This window comes from Microbacterium sp. Z6_144 (genome assembly GCF_057197625.1).
The window spans coordinates 1,734,433-1,751,069 of record NZ_JBXVPT010000001.1 but is presented as its reverse complement, the minus strand read 5'-3'; the positions used below and the strand labels follow the sequence as shown (position 1 = coordinate 1,751,069).

General features: G+C 69.1%; 15 protein-coding genes and 4 tRNA genes. 9 read left to right on the top strand and 10 right to left on the bottom strand.

Going from position 1 to position 16,637, the window contains the following annotated elements:
• Positions 1–70: 70 nt before the first annotated feature.
• A complete protein-coding gene (locus AC2DGY_RS08570; protein ID WP_484509266.1) occupies positions 71–892 on the top strand; it encodes a zinc-ribbon domain-containing protein in 822 nt (273 codons plus the stop codon).
• Positions 893–970: 78 nt separating this feature from the next.
• Here the strand turns inward: AC2DGY_RS08570 and AC2DGY_RS08565 are convergent, their stop codons facing one another.
• The 4 genes from AC2DGY_RS08565 to AC2DGY_RS08550 all read right to left on the bottom strand — a co-directional run bounded on the left by AC2DGY_RS08565 (position 971) and on the right by AC2DGY_RS08550 (position 1,891).
• On the bottom strand, positions 971–1,318 hold the full coding sequence (locus AC2DGY_RS08565; protein ID WP_484509265.1) for a hypothetical protein: 348 nt from the start codon (positions 1,316–1,318) through the stop codon (positions 971–973).
• Between the two features lie 265 nt (positions 1,319–1,583).
• A tRNA-Val gene (locus tag AC2DGY_RS08560) sits at positions 1,584–1,655 on the bottom strand.
• A 26-nt stretch (positions 1,656–1,681) separates the two neighbouring features.
• Positions 1,682–1,755: transfer RNA gene (locus tag AC2DGY_RS08555), tRNA-Cys, on the bottom strand.
• Between the two features lie 63 nt (positions 1,756–1,818).
• Positions 1,819–1,891 (bottom strand) — tRNA-Gly (locus tag AC2DGY_RS08550).
• Positions 1,892–2,038: 147 nt separating this feature from the next.
• Between AC2DGY_RS08550 and AC2DGY_RS08545 the strand changes: the two genes are divergently transcribed.
• A tRNA-Val gene (locus tag AC2DGY_RS08545) sits at positions 2,039–2,114 on the top strand.
• 56 nt (positions 2,115–2,170) lie between these two features.
• Here AC2DGY_RS08545 and AC2DGY_RS08540 read toward each other — a convergent pair.
• The 4 genes from AC2DGY_RS08540 to zapE form a co-directional block, all read right to left on the bottom strand.
• Entirely contained in the window at positions 2,171–2,539 is a 369-nt protein-coding gene (locus AC2DGY_RS08540; RefSeq protein ID WP_484509264.1) for a hypothetical protein, read from the bottom strand.
• A gap of 307 nt (positions 2,540–2,846) precedes the next feature.
• Positions 2,847–3,239: a type II toxin-antitoxin system PemK/MazF family toxin gene (locus AC2DGY_RS08535; protein WP_484509263.1), complete on the bottom strand. Its 393-nt coding sequence runs from the start codon at positions 3,237–3,239 to the stop codon at positions 2,847–2,849.
• 205 nt (positions 3,240–3,444) lie between these two features.
• A complete protein-coding gene (locus AC2DGY_RS08530) occupies positions 3,445–4,713 on the bottom strand; it encodes an ammonium transporter (protein WP_484509262.1) in 1,269 nt (422 codons plus the stop codon).
• Positions 4,714–4,890: 177 nt separating this feature from the next.
• Positions 4,891–5,931 (bottom strand): cell division protein ZapE, encoded by a 1,041-nt coding sequence (gene zapE, locus AC2DGY_RS08525; protein ID WP_484509261.1) that lies wholly within the window; start codon positions 5,929–5,931, stop codon positions 4,891–4,893.
• 119 nt (positions 5,932–6,050) lie between these two features.
• On the opposite strand from zapE, the gene AC2DGY_RS08520 reads away from it, so the two are divergent.
• The 3 genes from AC2DGY_RS08520 (at position 6,051) to AC2DGY_RS08510 (ending at position 8,202) form a co-directional block, all read left to right on the top strand.
• Positions 6,051–6,956 carry a sulfurtransferase gene (locus AC2DGY_RS08520; RefSeq protein WP_484509260.1) on the top strand — a complete coding sequence of 302 codons (906 nt, stop codon included), beginning with the start codon at positions 6,051–6,053 and terminating at the stop codon, positions 6,954–6,956.
• Between the two features lie 69 nt (positions 6,957–7,025).
• Positions 7,026–7,466, top strand: a complete 441-nt coding sequence (locus tag AC2DGY_RS08515; RefSeq protein ID WP_484509259.1) for a SufE family protein — start codon at positions 7,026–7,028, stop codon at positions 7,464–7,466.
• A gap of 7 nt (positions 7,467–7,473) precedes the next feature.
• Complete coding sequence (locus AC2DGY_RS08510; RefSeq protein ID WP_484509258.1) at positions 7,474–8,202, top strand: dihydrofolate reductase family protein; 729 nt, start codon at positions 7,474–7,476, stop codon at positions 8,200–8,202.
• On the opposite strand, the gene AC2DGY_RS08505 is transcribed toward AC2DGY_RS08510, so the two are convergent.
• Positions 8,144–9,367 carry an alpha/beta hydrolase family protein gene (locus AC2DGY_RS08505; protein ID WP_484509257.1) on the bottom strand — a complete coding sequence of 408 codons (1,224 nt, stop codon included), beginning with the start codon at positions 9,365–9,367 and terminating at the stop codon, positions 8,144–8,146. The two genes, AC2DGY_RS08510 and AC2DGY_RS08505, sit on opposite strands and share 59 nt — an antisense overlap.
• Before the next feature lie 25 nt (positions 9,368–9,392).
• On the opposite strand from AC2DGY_RS08505, the gene AC2DGY_RS08500 reads away from it, so the two are divergent.
• The 4 genes from AC2DGY_RS08500 to AC2DGY_RS08485 all read left to right on the top strand — a co-directional run bounded on the left by AC2DGY_RS08500 (position 9,393) and on the right by AC2DGY_RS08485 (position 14,601).
• Positions 9,393–9,983, top strand: coding sequence for a DUF3000 domain-containing protein (locus AC2DGY_RS08500; protein WP_484509256.1), 591 nt, complete (start codon positions 9,393–9,395; stop codon positions 9,981–9,983).
• A complete protein-coding gene (locus AC2DGY_RS08495) occupies positions 9,976–11,172 on the top strand; it encodes a ribonuclease D (RefSeq protein WP_484509255.1) in 1,197 nt (398 codons plus the stop codon). Before AC2DGY_RS08500 ends, AC2DGY_RS08495 begins: the two co-directional genes overlap by 8 nt.
• Positions 11,173–11,244: 72 nt before the next feature.
• On the top strand, positions 11,245–12,450 hold the full coding sequence (locus tag AC2DGY_RS08490; RefSeq protein WP_484509254.1) for a thiolase family protein: 1,206 nt from the start codon (positions 11,245–11,247) through the stop codon (positions 12,448–12,450).
• 6 nt (positions 12,451–12,456) lie between these two features.
• On the top strand, positions 12,457–14,601 hold the full coding sequence (locus AC2DGY_RS08485; RefSeq protein ID WP_484509253.1) for a 3-hydroxyacyl-CoA dehydrogenase NAD-binding domain-containing protein: 2,145 nt from the start codon (positions 12,457–12,459) through the stop codon (positions 14,599–14,601).
• A gap of 71 nt (positions 14,602–14,672) precedes the next feature.
• Here AC2DGY_RS08485 and dxs read toward each other — a convergent pair whose 3' ends face one another.
• On the bottom strand, positions 14,673–16,631 hold the full coding sequence (gene dxs, locus AC2DGY_RS08480) for a 1-deoxy-D-xylulose-5-phosphate synthase (RefSeq protein WP_484509252.1): 1,959 nt from the start codon (positions 16,629–16,631) through the stop codon (positions 14,673–14,675).
• Positions 16,632–16,637 lie beyond the last annotated feature (6 nt).

The following is a 16,637-nucleotide window of genomic DNA, read 5'->3' as shown; positions in this document are numbered from 1 at the left end:
CCCGAAGCGTCTGCGGCGACGTCGAGCCGGAGCCGCGTGCCTGGGGGTGGTTGGCGTTATGGTCACGCGCATGGCGGAGCGCGTCGAGCTGTGGTGGGCGCGTCGGCAGCTCTCCAAGGGCGCCGACGTGCCCTATCCGGTGGGGACGTATTGCGAGGCATGGGCGCCCTACCCGATGTTGATCCGGCAGTACCACCCCGACCTGAACGCCGGGATCACTCTCACGCAGATCCCTCCGGCCGCCGATGTGCTGCTGTGCTGGGAGTGCGATGCCGGTCACCGATTCGCCGCGACGCCCGCCGAGCAGCGCTGCCGGCCGGGGCGGGAACGCCGCCGGTCGGCCTGGTGCCCGGACTGCGCCGCGCTGGCCAGGCCCGTGCCCGTCCGAACGCCGGACTCCCCGCCCCGGCCGCCCAAGGCGAAGAGAGTGCTCTGCGCGAAGACGCCGGAGCTGCCCGCCGGTGATGCGTTCGTGAGCGAATGCGCACCGAAACCCGCGTCGGCCGTTGAAGCACGCCTGCGTGCCGAACTGTTCGCGCGCCTCGCTCTCACCCCAGGGCTCAACGCGGTCCGCACCGCGCGACCCTTCTTCGAGCACCTCGAGGTCTGGCCCGACATCCTCCTCCCGGAGCTGCACATCGCCGTGGAGTACGACAGCACCGGCCGCCACGGGCTCGAGCACGTCGGCGCTCGCGAGCAGTCCGACCGGAGGAAGGATCGGCTGCTGCGCACCGCGGGATGGGAGGTCGTGCGCATCCGGACGGGGAAGCTGGAGAAGCTCGGCCCCTACGACCTGCAGCTGAACGCGCTCGGGCAGCGCGGCGTCGATCGCGTCGTGGACACCCTCCGCGACATCCGCGGCCCTCTCGTCGTCGACGCGTACCTGCGGTGACCGCGACGCCGCATCCGGAGGGACGTGGTCGGCTCAGCTTGGTGTGTCAGCCGTGCCATTGCGGAGCGCTGAGGCTCCCTAGAGGTCTTCCTGACGCTCAGATCTCGCCGCGGCCCTCACCTTCCGGCCGTGGATGAAGAGGAGGAGGACCTTTCGCCAGTACGGTTCGCCGACCGGCAATGGGCTGGACCCATGCTCCGCCACGGCGGACAACAATGCCGTGACACCTAGCGCGACAACGAACAGTGGGCCAGCCCACACCGCCTGCGTAAGGTACGGCCAGATCAGAGCGAGGAAGACGACAAAGACCAGAACGAAGCCCACCCACGCCCGGCGGGACTCCGCCTTGATGAGGAGGCCCAGACCGATGCCGAAGACGAGAGACGCCAGGTAGACACCCGCCTCACTCGTCAGAAGTTCACCCATTTCGATTCCTGTTTCAGTGGTCGGTCGAAGGCTGCATACGGCTAGCACTGGGTGTGGCTCATCGCTCCCGGGAGCGATGAGCCACCATGACGTGGAGGGCCCTCTCGCGACAGGTTGTTCGCGGTGGCGGCCTGAACCTGAAGGTAGCCCAACCACGCGCCGCGCGCGATAAGGAGCGTGTGATCTTCACCAGCGCTGCCCCGAACCGGGGGGCGGACGCACGCCGACAACGCAGAAAACCCCCGGAAATCCGGGGGTTTTGTTGTGCGCGATACTGGGATCGAACCAGTGACCTCTTCCGTGTCAGGGAAGCGCGCTACCGCTGCGCCAATCGCGCCTAAGAAGGCTGTTCAGTTGTGTGAGTGGAGGTGGCGACGGGATTCGAACCCGTGTAAACGGCTTTGCAGGCCGGTGCCTAGCCGCTCGGCCACGCCACCGTGTGTGGTTCGACCCACGTGTCGTGATCGGCTTTCGGGTTTCCCCGGGTGGCGATCCACTCGAGCGGATGACGAGACTCGAACTCGCGACCCCAACCTTGGCAAGGTTGTGCGCTACCAACTGCGCTACATCCGCGTATCCAGGTTTCCCCGGGCACTCGAATGACTTTATCCCATCCCGACCCCTCCTTCAAACCAGCACGCCCCGAGCGTGTCGCCGGGCCACGCGGTCAGCGGCGGACGCGGCATCCGGTAATATCGACCACGGCCCTGCGGGGCCGACGGGCGATTGGCGCAGTTGGTAGCGCGCTTCCTTCACACGGAAGAGGTCATCGGTTCGAGTCCGGTATCGCCCACCACCGAGTATCCGCAGGTTGAACCCGCGCGTCGCCGCCAGAACCGCCAGCTATCAGGCTCACTGGTTGAGTCGGTCGACCTCCGCAACCAGTTCGAGGCGGGTCAGCAGAAGCTCGCCGTCAGAGGCCATACCGCCGAGCGCGTAGAAGGCCACCAGGACAGCGACGAACGCAAACAGCGGGACTTGCCGCCATCGCCTCTCCCAGAGTGTGACGCCGAGTGCGGCGGCGGCGGCGAGGATTGCGATGGTCCGGCCGGCGACAGCGGCGAACGCCATTCGAACCGCTGTGTCCTCGGTGAGGGGCCCCCAGCTGTTGCATGCGAGCACGAGCGCGAACGGGATGATGAAGATCCCCAGCGACAGGATGAGCGTCCGGCTGACGCGGCGGCGGCGGTGAGTGGACGGCTCGGCGACGGCAGCGCTCATGCGGCGACCATATCCGGCCCCGGCATACGTAGTGAAGCCCCCGGCTGGCATCCTTGCGGATGTCGGCCGGGGGCTTGGTTGTTCCCGGGTCACCCCGGTCACAGCTCGGTCTGCCGCACGCGCTCAGCTTCTCCCGCAACCCCCAGGCGGTTCGAATCCGATTGCGTGCATTCGGCAGTCCGTCTTTGCCGTTCTCGCCACTCCCCAGTGGCCCGAACGCATTTGCAACGCTAGCGGTCAGCTGGCGCTCATTTGGGCGTCTTCAGGGTTACTTCAGGAAGCATCGCGGATACCTTGCGGAACGCGCTCAGGCGCCGGTGCGCCAGCCGTACCGACGACGCAGACCCTCCGCCACGCGCGCGAAGCGGGCGGCGTCGAGGGCGGATGCTTCGCGACGCATGCCGTGCTCGTGCACGCTGTAGAGCTGGCTGATGTCCACCCAGGAGGGCCGGTGCCGGGCGTCCCACTCCCCCGGGCCGAGCGCCACGTAGTCGGCAGAGCCGTCATGCGCGGTGCTCGTGAGGCGAACGGCGTAGACGCGGTCGGGGCTCTGCCGTCCGATGACGAGCACGGGGCGATCCTTGCCGCGACCGTCGCGCTCCTCGTAGGGAACCCAGGTCCACACGATCTCGCCCGCGTCCGGCGCACCGTCCGCATCAGGGGCGTAGGCGATGACCAGGCCCTGCGCGCCTGGTGGCACCAGCTCCACTGTGGCGGTCGTGCCCGACCCTCCGGGGTCGCCACCTGAAGCCGGCTTCGGCCCCACGGCGCGCCGCGTCGAAGGGCGGAGGAGACGGGTGAGCGCGGAGACCAGTCGAGACGGCACACGCACACCTTAGCGAGCGTGCAGGCACGGCGAAGGGGCGCCGCGGATCACTCCGCGACGCCCCTTCGGACGGTGTGGGTCAGTCCCGGCTGTCGGCCAGAACGTATCCCGCTTCACCGTGGACGATGGTGTCGATGCCGGCGACCTCGTCCTCGTTCTTCACGCGGAAGCCCATGGTCTTCTCGATCGCGAAGCCGATGATGTAGGCCAGGACGAAGGAGTAGACGAGAACCGCGATGGCGGCGATGGCCTGCACGAGCAGCTGCGTGAACTCGCCGCTGTAGACCAGGCCGGTGCCGTTGGCGAAGAAGCCCAGGTAGAGGGTTCCGATCAGACCACCGACGAGGTGGATGCCCACCACGTCCAGCGAGTCATCGAAGCCCCACCGGTACTTCAGCTCCACCGCGAGGGCGCACGCGGCGCCGGCGATCAGGCCCAGCACGATCGCCCAGAACGGCGTCAGCGACGCGCAGGCCGGCGTGATGGCGACGAGGCCCGCGACGGCACCGGATGCGGCACCCACCGACGTCGGCTTGCCATCCTTGAGCTTCTCGACCAGGAGCCAGGCCAGCAGAGCGGCAGCGGGAGCGGCGATCGTGTTGACGAAGGCGAGCGCGGCGGTGCCGTCGGCGGCGAGCTCGGAGCCGGCGTTGAAGCCGAACCATCCGAACCAGAGCAGGCCGGCACCGAGGAGGACGAACGGCGGGTTGTGCGGGACGTGCACGCCCTTCTGGAACCCGACGCGCTTGCCGAGCACCAGCGCGAGGGCGAGGGCTGCGGCGCCGGCGTTGATGTGGACGGCCGTGCCACCGGCGAAGTCGATCGCGCCGACGCCGAACCACTCCTGCATCCCGTAGGTGATCCAGCCGCCGTAGGCGAAGGAGCCATCGTCACCCAGGCCGAAGTTGAACACCCAGCTGGCGACGGGGAAGTAGACGATCGTGGCCCACAGCGCGGCGAAGACCATCCACGCCCCGAACTTGGCGCGGTCGGCGATGGCGCCCGAGACGAGTGCGACGGTGATGATGGCGAAGGTGGCCTGGAAGGCGACGAAGGCCAGCGGCGGGTAGGCCGCGTCCTCCGGAGTCTCCAGCAGGCTCGACAGGCCGAGAGCCGACCAATCGATCGACCAGGGTGCGATGATCCCCTCAGCTCCGGGGAAGGCGATGGCGTAGCCGTAGAGGACCCAGATCACGCCGATGAGGCCCATCGCCCCGAAGCTCATCATCATCATGCTGATGACGCTCTTGGCCTTGACCAGGCCGCCGTAGAAGAACGCGAGTCCTGGGGTCATCAACAGGACGAGTGCTGCCGCTATCAGGATGAATGCTGTGTTGCCTTGATCCATCTTGGAGAGAACCTCTCTGCAGGGACGCAGGTGTCGCGTCGGGTGCCCCCAGTGTCCCCACCGCGGGTTACCACCGCCTTCCGTGCGCTGTTTCCGGCGTGTTACGGGCAGCGCGTGCGGGTAAACATCGTGTTTCGGCGCACCCCGAGGATCACCCGGATCCTTGACCGGCCGGACTCACGCGTGGGTCAGGGCGACCAGACGCGAGATCGCGCGAAGGTACTTCTTGCGGTAGCCGCCCGCGAGCATCTCAGCACCGAAAACCGCGTTCAGCGGGACGCCGGTGGCCCGGAGCGGGATCTGCGCGTCGTAGGCGCGGTCGATGAACGCGACGAGGCGGAGCGCGGCCGATTGGTCCTCCAGCACGGTGACGTCGCGGATCCCGATCAGGGTGACGTCGTCGAGGAGACGGATGAACCGCGAGGGATGCACGCGCGCGAGGTGGGAGACCAGAGCGGCGAACTCGTCGTCGGACGCGACACCGGTCGCGCTGGCCGCCTCGAGCTCGGCCGCGTACTCGTCGGGGGTGCGCACGACGGCCGTGCCGTCGATCGCGCGCTGGCGGTAGTCGGTGCCGTCGATGCGCATCGTGTCGAAACTGGACGCCATCGCGTGGATTTCGCGCAGGAAGTCCTGCGCGGCGAACCGTCCCTCCCCGAGCGCGTTGGGCGGGGTGTTGGATGTCGCGGCCAGACGGGTCCCCGAGGAGACCAGCTCCCCCAGCATCCGCGTCATCACCATGGTGTCGCCCGGGTCGTCCAACTCGAACTCGTCGATGCAGAGGAGGTCGGCGCCGCGGAACAGTTCGACGGTGTTCTGGTAACCCAGCGCCCCCACCAAGGCCGTGTACTCGATGAACGAGCCGAAGTACTTCCGGCGAGCCGGCAGGGCGTGGTAGATCGATGCCAGCAGGTGCGTCTTGCCGACGCCGAACCCGCCGTCCAGGTACACCCCGGGCTTCGTCTGCGGCGCCTTCTTGGCGCGGCGGAAGAATCCGCCGCGGGCCGCGGGCGCTCCCGCGCCGGAGAACGCCATCAACGTCTCCTTCGCCTCCCGCTGCGACGGGTAGGCGTCGTCAGCGCGGTACGAGTCGAACGTCGCCTGGTCGAACTGGGGCGGGGGGACCAGCGCTGCGACCATGTCCGAGCCGGTCACTTCGGGAGTCCGATCCGCCAGATGGACGATCCCGGTCGCGGTGGAGGTGCCTGTCGAGGTCATTCGCCGTCCTGTGTCGCCGTCTTAAGAACGTGGAGCGCGCCCCCCGGAGCGGATCTAGAGTCGAAGGAGGCGTGTCCAGCCTACGCCGAACCACCCACCGTCCCGCCCGAGGAGCCACCATGACCGTCGAGTTCGACACCACGTCCGAGAAGTTCGCCGAGTACGCCGCGCCCGGGCGGCTGGTCACCGGCGAATGGCTCGAGGCGCACCTGGGCGAGCCCGGCCTGGCGGTGGTGGAATCCGACGAAGACGTCCTCCTCTACGAGATCGGCCACATCCCGGGTGCGGTCAAGGTCGACTGGCACACCGAACTGAACGACCCCGTCGTGCGCGACTACATCGACGGCGCGGGCTTCGCCGAACTCATGAGCCGCAAGGGCATCTCCCGCGACGACACCGTCGTCATCTACGGAGACAAGAACAACTGGTGGGCCGCCTACGCGCTGTGGGTCTTCTCGCTGTTCGGTCACGAGGACGTGCGGCTCCTGGACGGCGGACGCGACAAGTGGATCGCCGAAGGACGCCCGATCACCACCGACGCGCCCGCCCCCGCCCCCACCGACTACCCGGTGGTCGAGCGCAACGACGCGCTGCTGCGGGCCTACAAGGAGGACGTGCTCGCCCACCTCGGCCAGCCGCTGGTCGATGTCCGCAGCCCCGAGGAGTACTCCGGCGAGCGGACTACGGCGCCGGCGTACCCCGAAGAGGGCGCTCTGCGGGCCGGTCACATCCCGACCGCGCAGAACGTGCCGTGGGCCAAGGCCGTGGCCGCGGACGGCGGATTCAAGCCGCGCGCAGAACTCGACAAGATCTACCGCGAAGACGCAGGGCTGACGGACAGCGACTCGATTGTGGCGTACTGCCGCATCGGTGAGCGCTCCAGCCACACGTGGTTCGTGCTCCGGCACCTCCTCGGGTTCGAGAACGTGCGCAACTACGACGGCTCGTGGACCGAATGGGGCAGCGCTGTGCGCGTGCCCATCGCCACCGGGAGCGAGCCGGGGGCGCTGCGGCAGGCGCCGTGACCGTCGACGAGGCCGTGGCGTGACGGCGATCCCGTCCGCCACCATGCGGAGCGTGGGATGATAGCGGGGATGTCCGAAACCGCCCTTCCCGCACCGCTGGCCGCCATCCGTGACGAGTTCCTCGAACTCGAGGAGCCGGACCGGCTTCAGCTGCTGCTCGAGTATTCGCAGGAGCTGCCGTCCGTCCCCGCGCAGTACGACGGGCACCCGGAGATGTGCGAACGGGTCGTGGAGTGCCAGTCGCCCGTGTACATCGTGGTGGACGTGGACGCCGACGATCGCGTCGCGATGCACGCCACCGCGCCCGCCGAGGCGCCGACCACCCGCGGATTCGCCAGCATCCTCGTGCAGGGCATGAGCGGGCTCAGCGCGGACGAGGTGCTCGCGATTCCGGACGACTTCCCCCGGAGCATCGGGCTCACCCGTGCGGTCAGCCCCCTCCGCATCGCGGGGATGACCGGAATGCTGCTGCGCGCCAAGCGCCAGGTGCGCGCCAAGCGCGCGGCCTGACATGCGGGTGAGGGAGGTCGTCCCCTCCGCCTCGGGCGACCACGATATCTCCGACGCCGACGGCCGCGCCTGGCTCGAGTCGGTGTACGCGCGGGACGATTCCCGCTACGTGCGTCTGAACATGATCACCTCCCTCACCGGCGCCGCAGCCGGCGCGGACGGCACGAGCAACACCCTCACCAGCCCGACCGACCGGGCGCTGCTCGGAATCATCCGTGCGCATGCGGACGTCGTGGTCGTGGGGGCGGCCACCGTGCGAGCCGAGGGATACCAGGTTCCTCGCCTCGCCCGGCTGGCGATCGTGACGTCGAGCGGCGATCTGGCCGGTCACCGCCTCACGGGCGCCGCCGACCGGGTGCTTCTCGTGTGCCCCGCCGGCCGAGCGGATGAGGTGCGCGCGCGAGCAGATGTCTCCGAGGCCGTGGTTGTGCCTGTCCCCGGCGATGCCGGCGACCTGCACCCGCAGGCGATCGTCGAGGCGTTGGCGGCCCGCGGAATGGGACGGGTCGTCTGCGAGGGCGGGCCGTCACTGGCCGAACGCTTCGCCGCCGCCGGGGCGATCGACGAATACTGCGTTACCGTCGCTCCCGTGCTGGAGGCGGCCAGCACGCCCTTCCTGCCCGTCGCGGCTCGGCTGGACACCGACGTGGTCGGGATGCTCGTCGACGAGGCGGCGTTCAGCTATCTGCGTCTGCGCCCTCGGACGTCAGCCCCTGGCGGCGCAACCACTCCGTGATCGCGGTGGACCACCGTTCCTGGTCGTAGTTCCACAGCTTGGTGTGCCGCGCGACGGAGAAGGTGTGCATCTCCACGAGATCGGGTCGCGCGGCGGCCAGCAGGTGGGATGCGTCGGAGGGCACGAACCCGTCGTCATCGCTGTGCAGCAGGAGGATCGGGTGGTGCAGCTCGGCCGCGCGCGCGACGCCGTCGAGACGGTCGAACGGAATCGCCGTCCCGGTGCGGGCGACAGGAGCTGCCCATTCCGACCCCAGCGCGCTCAGCGCGAGTCCGGTCACGGGAGCCGGGAGGCGCAGCTGACGGGCCTGATACCCGAGCACGACGCGCCAGTCGACCACTGGCGACTCCAGAATCAGTCCGACGATGACGTCCTGGTGGGGCGAGTTCAGTTCCACCTGGAGCGCGATGGCCCCGCCCATGGACCAGCCCATCACCACCACGCGGCGCGCGCCGGCACGGCGCGCGTACCCGATCGCCGCATCCACGTCGCGCCACTCGGTGGCGCCCAGGGTGTAGGTCCCGGTCCGGCTGCGCGGGGCCTCTCCGTCGTTGCGATACGACACCAGCATCGAGGTGTAGCCGAGCGAGTGGAAGAGCGCCACGGCGCGCAGGCCCTCGGCGCGCGTCGTGCCGCGGCCGTGCACCTGGATGACCCACAGGTCCGATTCCTCGGCCGCCGGGAAGATCCACGCGGGGCACGGCCCGACCGAGGCGCCGATCAGTTCACTCCGAAACGGCAGCTGCAGGTCTTCCGGACGATCGAAGTACCAGCCGCTGAACGACGCATCCGGAGACAGGCGAGCCCCGATGCTCACGTGCGTCAGCAGCTTGCGTTTGACGGTGCGCGCGTCTTCGGAGAGCACCGAACCGAGCTTGACGTAGGGCAGCGTGCCGGTCGTGAACAGCCCGTAGCGGCCGGGCAACTCGGTGTCGGGGCTGCGCTCGAGCGTGATGGTCTGCGCGGCCGTGTCCAAGTCGACGATGCGGGTATCGGGCACGCGTGTGGCCGGGGTGACCACTCGACGGGCGACCCGCAGCGAGATCGCCCCGATCGCGGTGGCCACAACGCCGAGCGATAGCGCCGCCAGCGCGATCGAGGTGCGGAGGACGCCCGCGTACCGGGGTGAGGCGCCGGGGCTCGCGGCGCGCCTGGAGGCGTTCATCGAGGCCTCACTCTAGTCTGTCGCCGTGACCGACCTTCCTCCCGACGGGTCTTCGTCGGCGTTCGCGCACGCAGCCGAAGAACTGCGATCCCTCGCGTTCCGCTCCGACTTCGCCGTCCGGGAGATCCCCGCGCCCGCAGGCCTCGCACCCGACGCCCTCGCGCTGGCCGGTGACGTGCGCCCGGAGGACGGAGTCACCGACTCGCCGTACGGCACGGGGCGCTTCATCCTCCTCCACGACCCCGACGAGCCCGAGCCGTGGGAAGGGGCCTGGCGCATCGTGTGCTTCGCGCAGGCGCCCCTGGAGACGGAGATCGGCACCGACCCGCTGCTGGCGGATGTCGCGTGGTCATGGCTGACCGACGCACTGGCATCTCGCGGTGCGGTGTACCACTCGGCGTCGGGGACGGCGACCAAGACGCTGTCGAAGGGCTTCGGGTCGCTCGCGGCCCAGGGCGACGGCGCGCAGATCGAATTGCGTGCGTCCTGGACCCCACAGGGTTCGTTCGGGCCGCACGTGCAAGCATGGGCGGAGCTCGTATGCATGCTGGCCGGTCTACCGCCGGGCTCAGAGGGAATCGCCGTGTTCGGCGCGCGGAGGTCTGTAGGTGACTGAATATGCCGTGATCGCCGACGCGGACGGGTTCTCGGCGGCTGTCGCCGCGCTTCGTAACGGAACCGGGCCCGTGGCCGTCGACGTCGAGCGGGCTTCGGGCTTCCGCTACTCGCAACGCGCCTACCTCATCCAGGTCTTCCGCCGGGGGGCTGGGATCTATCTGTTCGACCCGTCCGAGATCGAGGACTTCTCGCCTCTGCAAGAGGCGATCAGTGATGCGGAATGGGTCTTCCACGCCGCGAGCCAGGACCTGCCGTCACTCCGCGAGCGGGGCCTTGACCCCAGCGAGATCTTCGACACCGAGCTGGCCGCACGCCTGCTCGGACACGAGCGCGTCGGCCTCGGCGCCGTCGTGGAGTCGACTCTCGGCATCTCCCTCGCCAAGGCGCACTCCGCCGCCGACTGGTCGACCCGTCCGCTGCCGCAGTCGTGGCTCGAGTACGCGGCGCTGGACGTGGCGCACCTCGTCGACGTGCGCGATGCGCTCGTGGCTCAGCTCGCCGAGCAGGGCAAAACCGAGTATGCCGCCCAGGAGTTCGCAGCGGTGCGCGAGCGCACGCCCAAGCCGCCTCGGGAGGACCCCTGGCGGCGTCTCAGCGGGCTGCACGCCGTGCGCGGGCGTCGCGCTCTCGCCGTCGCCCGATCTCTGTGGCAGGCGCGCGAGGACTTCGCGCGCGACCAGGATGTCGCGCCTGGGCGCCTCGTCCCGGATCGGTCGCTCGTGGCCGCCGTACTCGGCGATCCGCAGTCCAAGCAGGAACTCGCGAGCATCAAGGAGTTCAACGGTCGGGCCAGTCGCTCGCAGATCGACCGGTGGTGGAACGCCATCGTGGAGGGGCGTGCCGCGACCGAGCTCCCGCCCGACCGCGTGCCCTCGGACTCCCTTCCGCCACCGCGCGCGTGGGCCGATCGCAACCCGGAAGCCGACGCGCGCCTGCGGGCGGTGCGTCCGGTGGTGGAGGCGCGCGCGGAAGAGCTGGGCATGCCGACGGAGAACCTGCTGACGCCGGAGTCGCTGCGGCGCCTCGCGTGGGCTCCCCCGCGGGAACTCACCGCTGAGGAGATCGGCCTCGCCCTGCGGGAGCTCGGGGCCCGGCCCTGGCAGATTGAGCAGACCGCACAGCTAATCGCCGATGCCTTTGTTGATTCCGTCAACGAGCCGGAGGAGGCCGCGGCGGACGCTTCGTAGGTTCGATCCAACCGATTCGGGGCGCCGCGGGGCCCCTCCTAGGCTGGCGGCATCCCTACTTTTGGAGGCAGAGTGGCCGAGATCTCGGACGTCTTCTTCGTCGATGGCATGCGCACCCCGTTCGGACGCGCCGGCGAAAAAGGCATGTACTGGAACACCCGCGCCGATGACCTCATCGTCAAGGCGATCATCGGGCTGATGGAGCGCAACGACGCCGTTCCGAAGGACCGCATCGACGACGTGGCCATTGCTGCGACATCGCAGACCGGTGACCAGGGTCTGACCCTGGGACGGACGGCAGCGATCCTCGCGGGGCTGCCGATGACCGTGCCGGGCCTGGCCATCGACCGGATGTGCGCGGGCGCGATGACCGCGGTGTCCACGATGGGAGCCTCGATCGGCTTCGGTCAGTACGACGTGGCTCTGGCCGGCGGTGTCGAGCACATGGGCCGTCATCCGATCGGGGCCAACTCCGACCCGAACCCGCGGTTCGTCGCGGAGAAGCTCGTCGACCCCGGCGCGCTGAACATGGGTGTCACGGCTGAGCGCATCCACGACCGCTTCCCGCACCTGACGAAGGAGCGCGCCGACCGCTACGGGATGCTGAGCCAGCACAAGCTGCAGGCGGCGTACGAGGCCGGCAAGATCCAGCCCGACCTCGTCTCCGTCGCCGTCAAGGATGCCGAGGGCGCGTGGGGCCTGGCCACCGAGGACGAGGGCCGCCGTCCCGAGACGACGATGGAGGGCCTTGCGACGCTCAAGACGCCGTTCCGCCCGCACGGGCGCGTGACGGCGGGTACCTCGTCGCCGCTGACCGACGGCGCGACCATCTCCCTCCTGGCCGGCGGAGACGCCGTCAAGGAACTCGGGCTGAAGCCCAAGATGCGCATGGTCTCGTTCGGTTTCGCCGGTGTCCAGCCGGAGATCATGGGGATCGGTCCGATCCCCTCCACCGAGAAGGCGTTGCGCAAGGCCGGCCTCACGATCGATGACATCGGGCTGTTCGAACTGAACGAGGCGTTCGCGATCCAGGTGCTCTCCCTGCTGGACCACTTCGGCATCGCCGACGACGACCCGCGCGTGAACCCCTGGGGCGGCGCGATCGCCGTCGGACACCCCCTCGCGGCGTCCGGTGTGCGTCTCATGATCCAGCTCGCCTCCCAGTTCCGGGAGCGCCCGGACGTGCGCTACGGCCTGACGGCCATGTGCGTCGGCCTCGGCCAGGGCGGCTCCGTCATCTGGGAGAACCCCTACTTCAACGGAAAGAAGCGGAAGTAAGCGCCAATGACCAACTACGACGACATCGATTTCACCGTCCTGGAGTCCCTGTCCGCCGATGAGGTCATCACGCACTCGCGTGTGCGCGACATCCGGCTCGCCTCGGGCAGGGTGCTCGCCCTGATCACCCTCGACAACGGTCGTGACCACACGCGCCCCAACACGCTTGGTCCGGCGACGCTGGCAGAGCTCGGCGCCACGCTCGCCCAGCTGAAGGCACGCGCCTCTGCCGGCGAGATCCACGCGGTCGCCATCACCGGGAAGCAGTACATCCTGGCAGCGGGAGCCGACCTCTCCGAGGTGGCCAACCTGCCGTCGAAGGATGTCGCGCGGCTCATCGCACAGCGCGGACACCAGGTGCTCGGCTCGCTCTCCGAGCTGGGCGTTCCCTCGTTCGCGTTCGTGAACGGCCTCGCTCTCGGCGGCGGCCTCGAGATCGCGCTGAACTCCACGTACCGCACCGTGGATGCCTCGGCCGCCGCGATCGCGCTGCCGGAGGTCTTCCTGGGCATCATCCCCGGCTGGGGCGGGGCGTACCTCCTGCCGAACCTCATCGGCATCGAGAATGCCCTCGAGGTGGTCATCTCCAACCCGCTCAAGCAGAACCGGACGCTCAAGCCGAAGCAGGCGTTCGACCTGGGGATCATGGACGCCATCTTCCCCGCCTCGAACTACCTCGAGGATTCGCTGCGCTTCGCCGACGGCGTGCTGACCGGCGCGATCAAGGTCACGCGCAAGAACGAGCCCGGCAAGATCGAGCGCCTCACCAAGTGGCCCATCGCGATCAAGATGGCGCGCGGCATGCTCGAAAGCCGCATCGGCACCGTCCCCCGTTCGCCCTACGTCGCACTGGATCTGCTCGACAAAGCTCGCAGCGGCACGAAGGCGGACGGTTTCGCACGCGAAGACGAGGCGCTGGCAGACCTCATCGTGGGCGACCAGTTCGCCGCATCCATGTACGCCTTCGACCTCGTGCAGAAGCGCGCGAAGCGACCCGTGGGCGCCCCGGACAAGGCGCTGGCGAAGAAGGTGACGAAGGTCGGGATCATCGGGGCCGGTCTCATGGCCAGTCAGTTCGCGCTGCTGTTCGTGCGCAAGCTGCAGGTCCCCGTGCTCATCACCGACCTCGACCAGGCGCGGGTGGACAAGGGCGTGGCCCACATCCACGAGGAGATCGGCAAGCTCGAGGCGAAGGGGCGACTCGACTCCGACGGTGCGAACCGCCTGCGGGCCCTCGTGCGCGGAACGACCGACAAGAGCGAGTACGCCGACTGTGATTTCGTCATCGAGGCGGTGTTCGAGGAGGTCGGCGTCAAGCAGCAGGTCTTCGCCGAGATCGAATCCCTGGTGGCCGACGACGCGATCCTCGCGACGAACACGTCCTCACTGTCGGTCGAGGCGATCGGTGCGAACCTCGCGCACCCCGAGCGCCTGGTCGGCTTCCACTTCTTCAACCCGGTCGCCGTCATGCCCCTGATCGAGATCGTGCGCACCCCGAGCACGTCGGATGCCGCACTGTCGACGGCGTTCGTCGTTGCCAAGAACCTCGGCAAGAACGCCGTGCTCACCGCCGACTCACCCGGTTTCGTCGTGAACCGCCTGCTGGCCAAGGTCATGGGCGAAGCGGCGCGTGCCCTGTATGAGGGCACCCCCATCGTGGACGTGGAGAAGGCGTTCGCTCCGCTGGGTCTGCCGATGGGGCCGTTCCAGCTCATCGACCTGGTCGGCTGGAAGGTCGCCGCCCATGTGCAGGACACGATGGTGCGCGCCTTCCCTGACCGGTTCTACGCGAACGAGAATTTCCACACCCTGGCCGAGCTGCCCACCGTGGTGGAGAAGGACAAGGGCGGCCGCGTGACCGGCTGGACCAGGGCCGCAGAGAAGCTTCTCAAGCCGGCGGTCGGCTCATCCCCCGCCTCGGCCGACGTCATCCTGCGCCGTGTGCAGGAGGGGTTGGCGGAGGAGATCAAGATCATGCTCGACGAGGGCGTGGTGCCCGCGGTCGAAGACATCGACCTGTGCCTCATCCTGGGCGCCGGCTGGCCGTTCATCGACGGCGGGGCCTCGCCGTACCTCGACCGGGAGGGCGCATCGGAGCGGGCGTTCGGCGACACGTTCCACCACCCGCCCATCCGCGGCATCGGCGCCTGACGGCAGCAGGCAGAAGAGGGCGGCTCCCTGTGGGGCCGCCCTCTTCGCGCTCGTGCGGGTTCGGGCTGCAGTCAGCGATCCTGGTCGTCGCGACGGGCGGCGACGTCCACGAGCCAGGCCGGCTGCTGCTCCGTCGGGCGGGCGACGGGGATGCGGGTGCCGAGCACCTGCGACACCACATCCTGCGCGATCTTCGCCGGTGTCAGGCCCGCGTCCTCGAGGATCTCGTCGCGAGAGGCATGCGGGATGTACTCATCCGGCACACCGAGCTCGTCCACGGCGGTGTCGATGCCGGCCTCGCGCAGCACCTGGCGGATGCGAGTGCCGACGCCGCCGACACGGATGCCGTCTTCGATCGTGATGACGAGGCGGTGACGGCCGGCCAGCGCAACAATCGACGGCTGGACCGGGATCACCCAGCGCGGGTCGACCACCGTGGCCCCGATGCCCTGTGCCCGCAGCCGGTCGGCGACGTCGACCGCGACATGCGCCATCGGCCCGATCCCGATGAGGAGGACGTCCTCCGCCTCAGGCCGGACCAGGACGTCGACGCCGTCCGGCAGCCGTTCGATCGCGGGAAGGTCGGGGGCGGCTTTGCCCTTCGGGTAGCGCACCACCGTCGGCGCGTCATCCACACCCACCGCCTCGCGCAGCTCCTCGCGGAGGCGCGCCGCGTCGCGGGGCGCGGCGATGCGGATGTGCGGCACGAGCTGCAGCATCGCCAGGTCCCAGATGCCGTGGTGACTGGGGCCATCGGGTCCTGTCACTCCGGCGCGGTCGAGCGCGAAGGTCACCCCGGCACCGTGGAGTCCCACATCCATCAGCATCTGATCGACAGCGCGGTTCATGAAGGTGGCGTACATCGCCACGACGGGGTGCAGTCCGCCGAAGGCCAGTCCCGCGGCCGACGCGACGGCGTGCTGCTCGGCGATGCCCACGTCGTACACCCGCTCAGGGAACCGCTCCGCGAACAACTGCAAACCCGTCGGGCGCAGCATCGCCGCAGTCATCGCGATGACGTCCTCGCGCTCGGCGCCGATCTCGGTGAGCTCCCGCGCGAACACGTCGGTCCAGTCGTCTCCGCCGCTGAGGGACAGCGGCTCCCCCGTCACCGGGTCGATGCGTCCCACCGCATGGAACTGGTCGGCCTCGTCACTGAGCGCCGGCGCGTAGCCGCGGCCCTTCTCCGTGATCGTGTGGACGATGACGGGAGCGCCGTAGGACTTGGCCAGCTCGAGTGTCTCCATCAGCACCTTGAGGTCGTGGCCGTCGACCGGGCCCAGATACTTGATGTCGAGGTTCGAATACAGCGCGGCGTTGTTGACGAAGCGCGAGAGGAACCCGTGCGTGCCACCGCGCACCCCGCGGTACAGCGCACGCGCCGCGGGACCCAGGCGCCGGAACAGCGAATCCGATCCGCGGTGCAGCGTGCGGTACGCGTCGTTGGTGCGCACGCGGTTCAGATAGCGCGCCATCCCGCCGATGGTCGGCGCGTACGAGCGGCCGTTGTCGTTGACGACGATGACGAGGTTGCGATCGTTGTCGTCGCTGATGTTGTTGAGCGCCTCCCACGTCATTCCCCCCGTCAGCGCGCCATCGCCGACGACGGCGACGACGTGCCGGTCGCGCCGACCGGTGCGGCTGAATGCGCGGGAGATGCCGTCGGCCCAGCTGAGGGAGCTCGACGCGTGGGAGGACTCCACGACGTCGTGCGGGCTCTCCGACCGCTGCGGGTAGCCGGCGAGGCCTCCGCGCGAGCGGAGACTGGAGAAGTCCTGCCGGCCCGTGAGCAGCTTGTGGACGTAGGACTGGTGGCCCGTGTCGAAGATGATCGGGTCGGCCGGGGAATCGAAAATGCGGTGCAGGGCGATGGTCAGCTCCACGACACCGAGATTCGGACCCAGGTGGCCGCCGGTGCGGGAGACGTTCTCCACCAGGAACGCACGGATCTCGGCGGCGAGCTGCTGCAGCTGGCTAAGGCTCAGCGCGTCGATGTCGCGCGGAGTCCGAATTGTCGGCAGCAGCTCCATGAGACC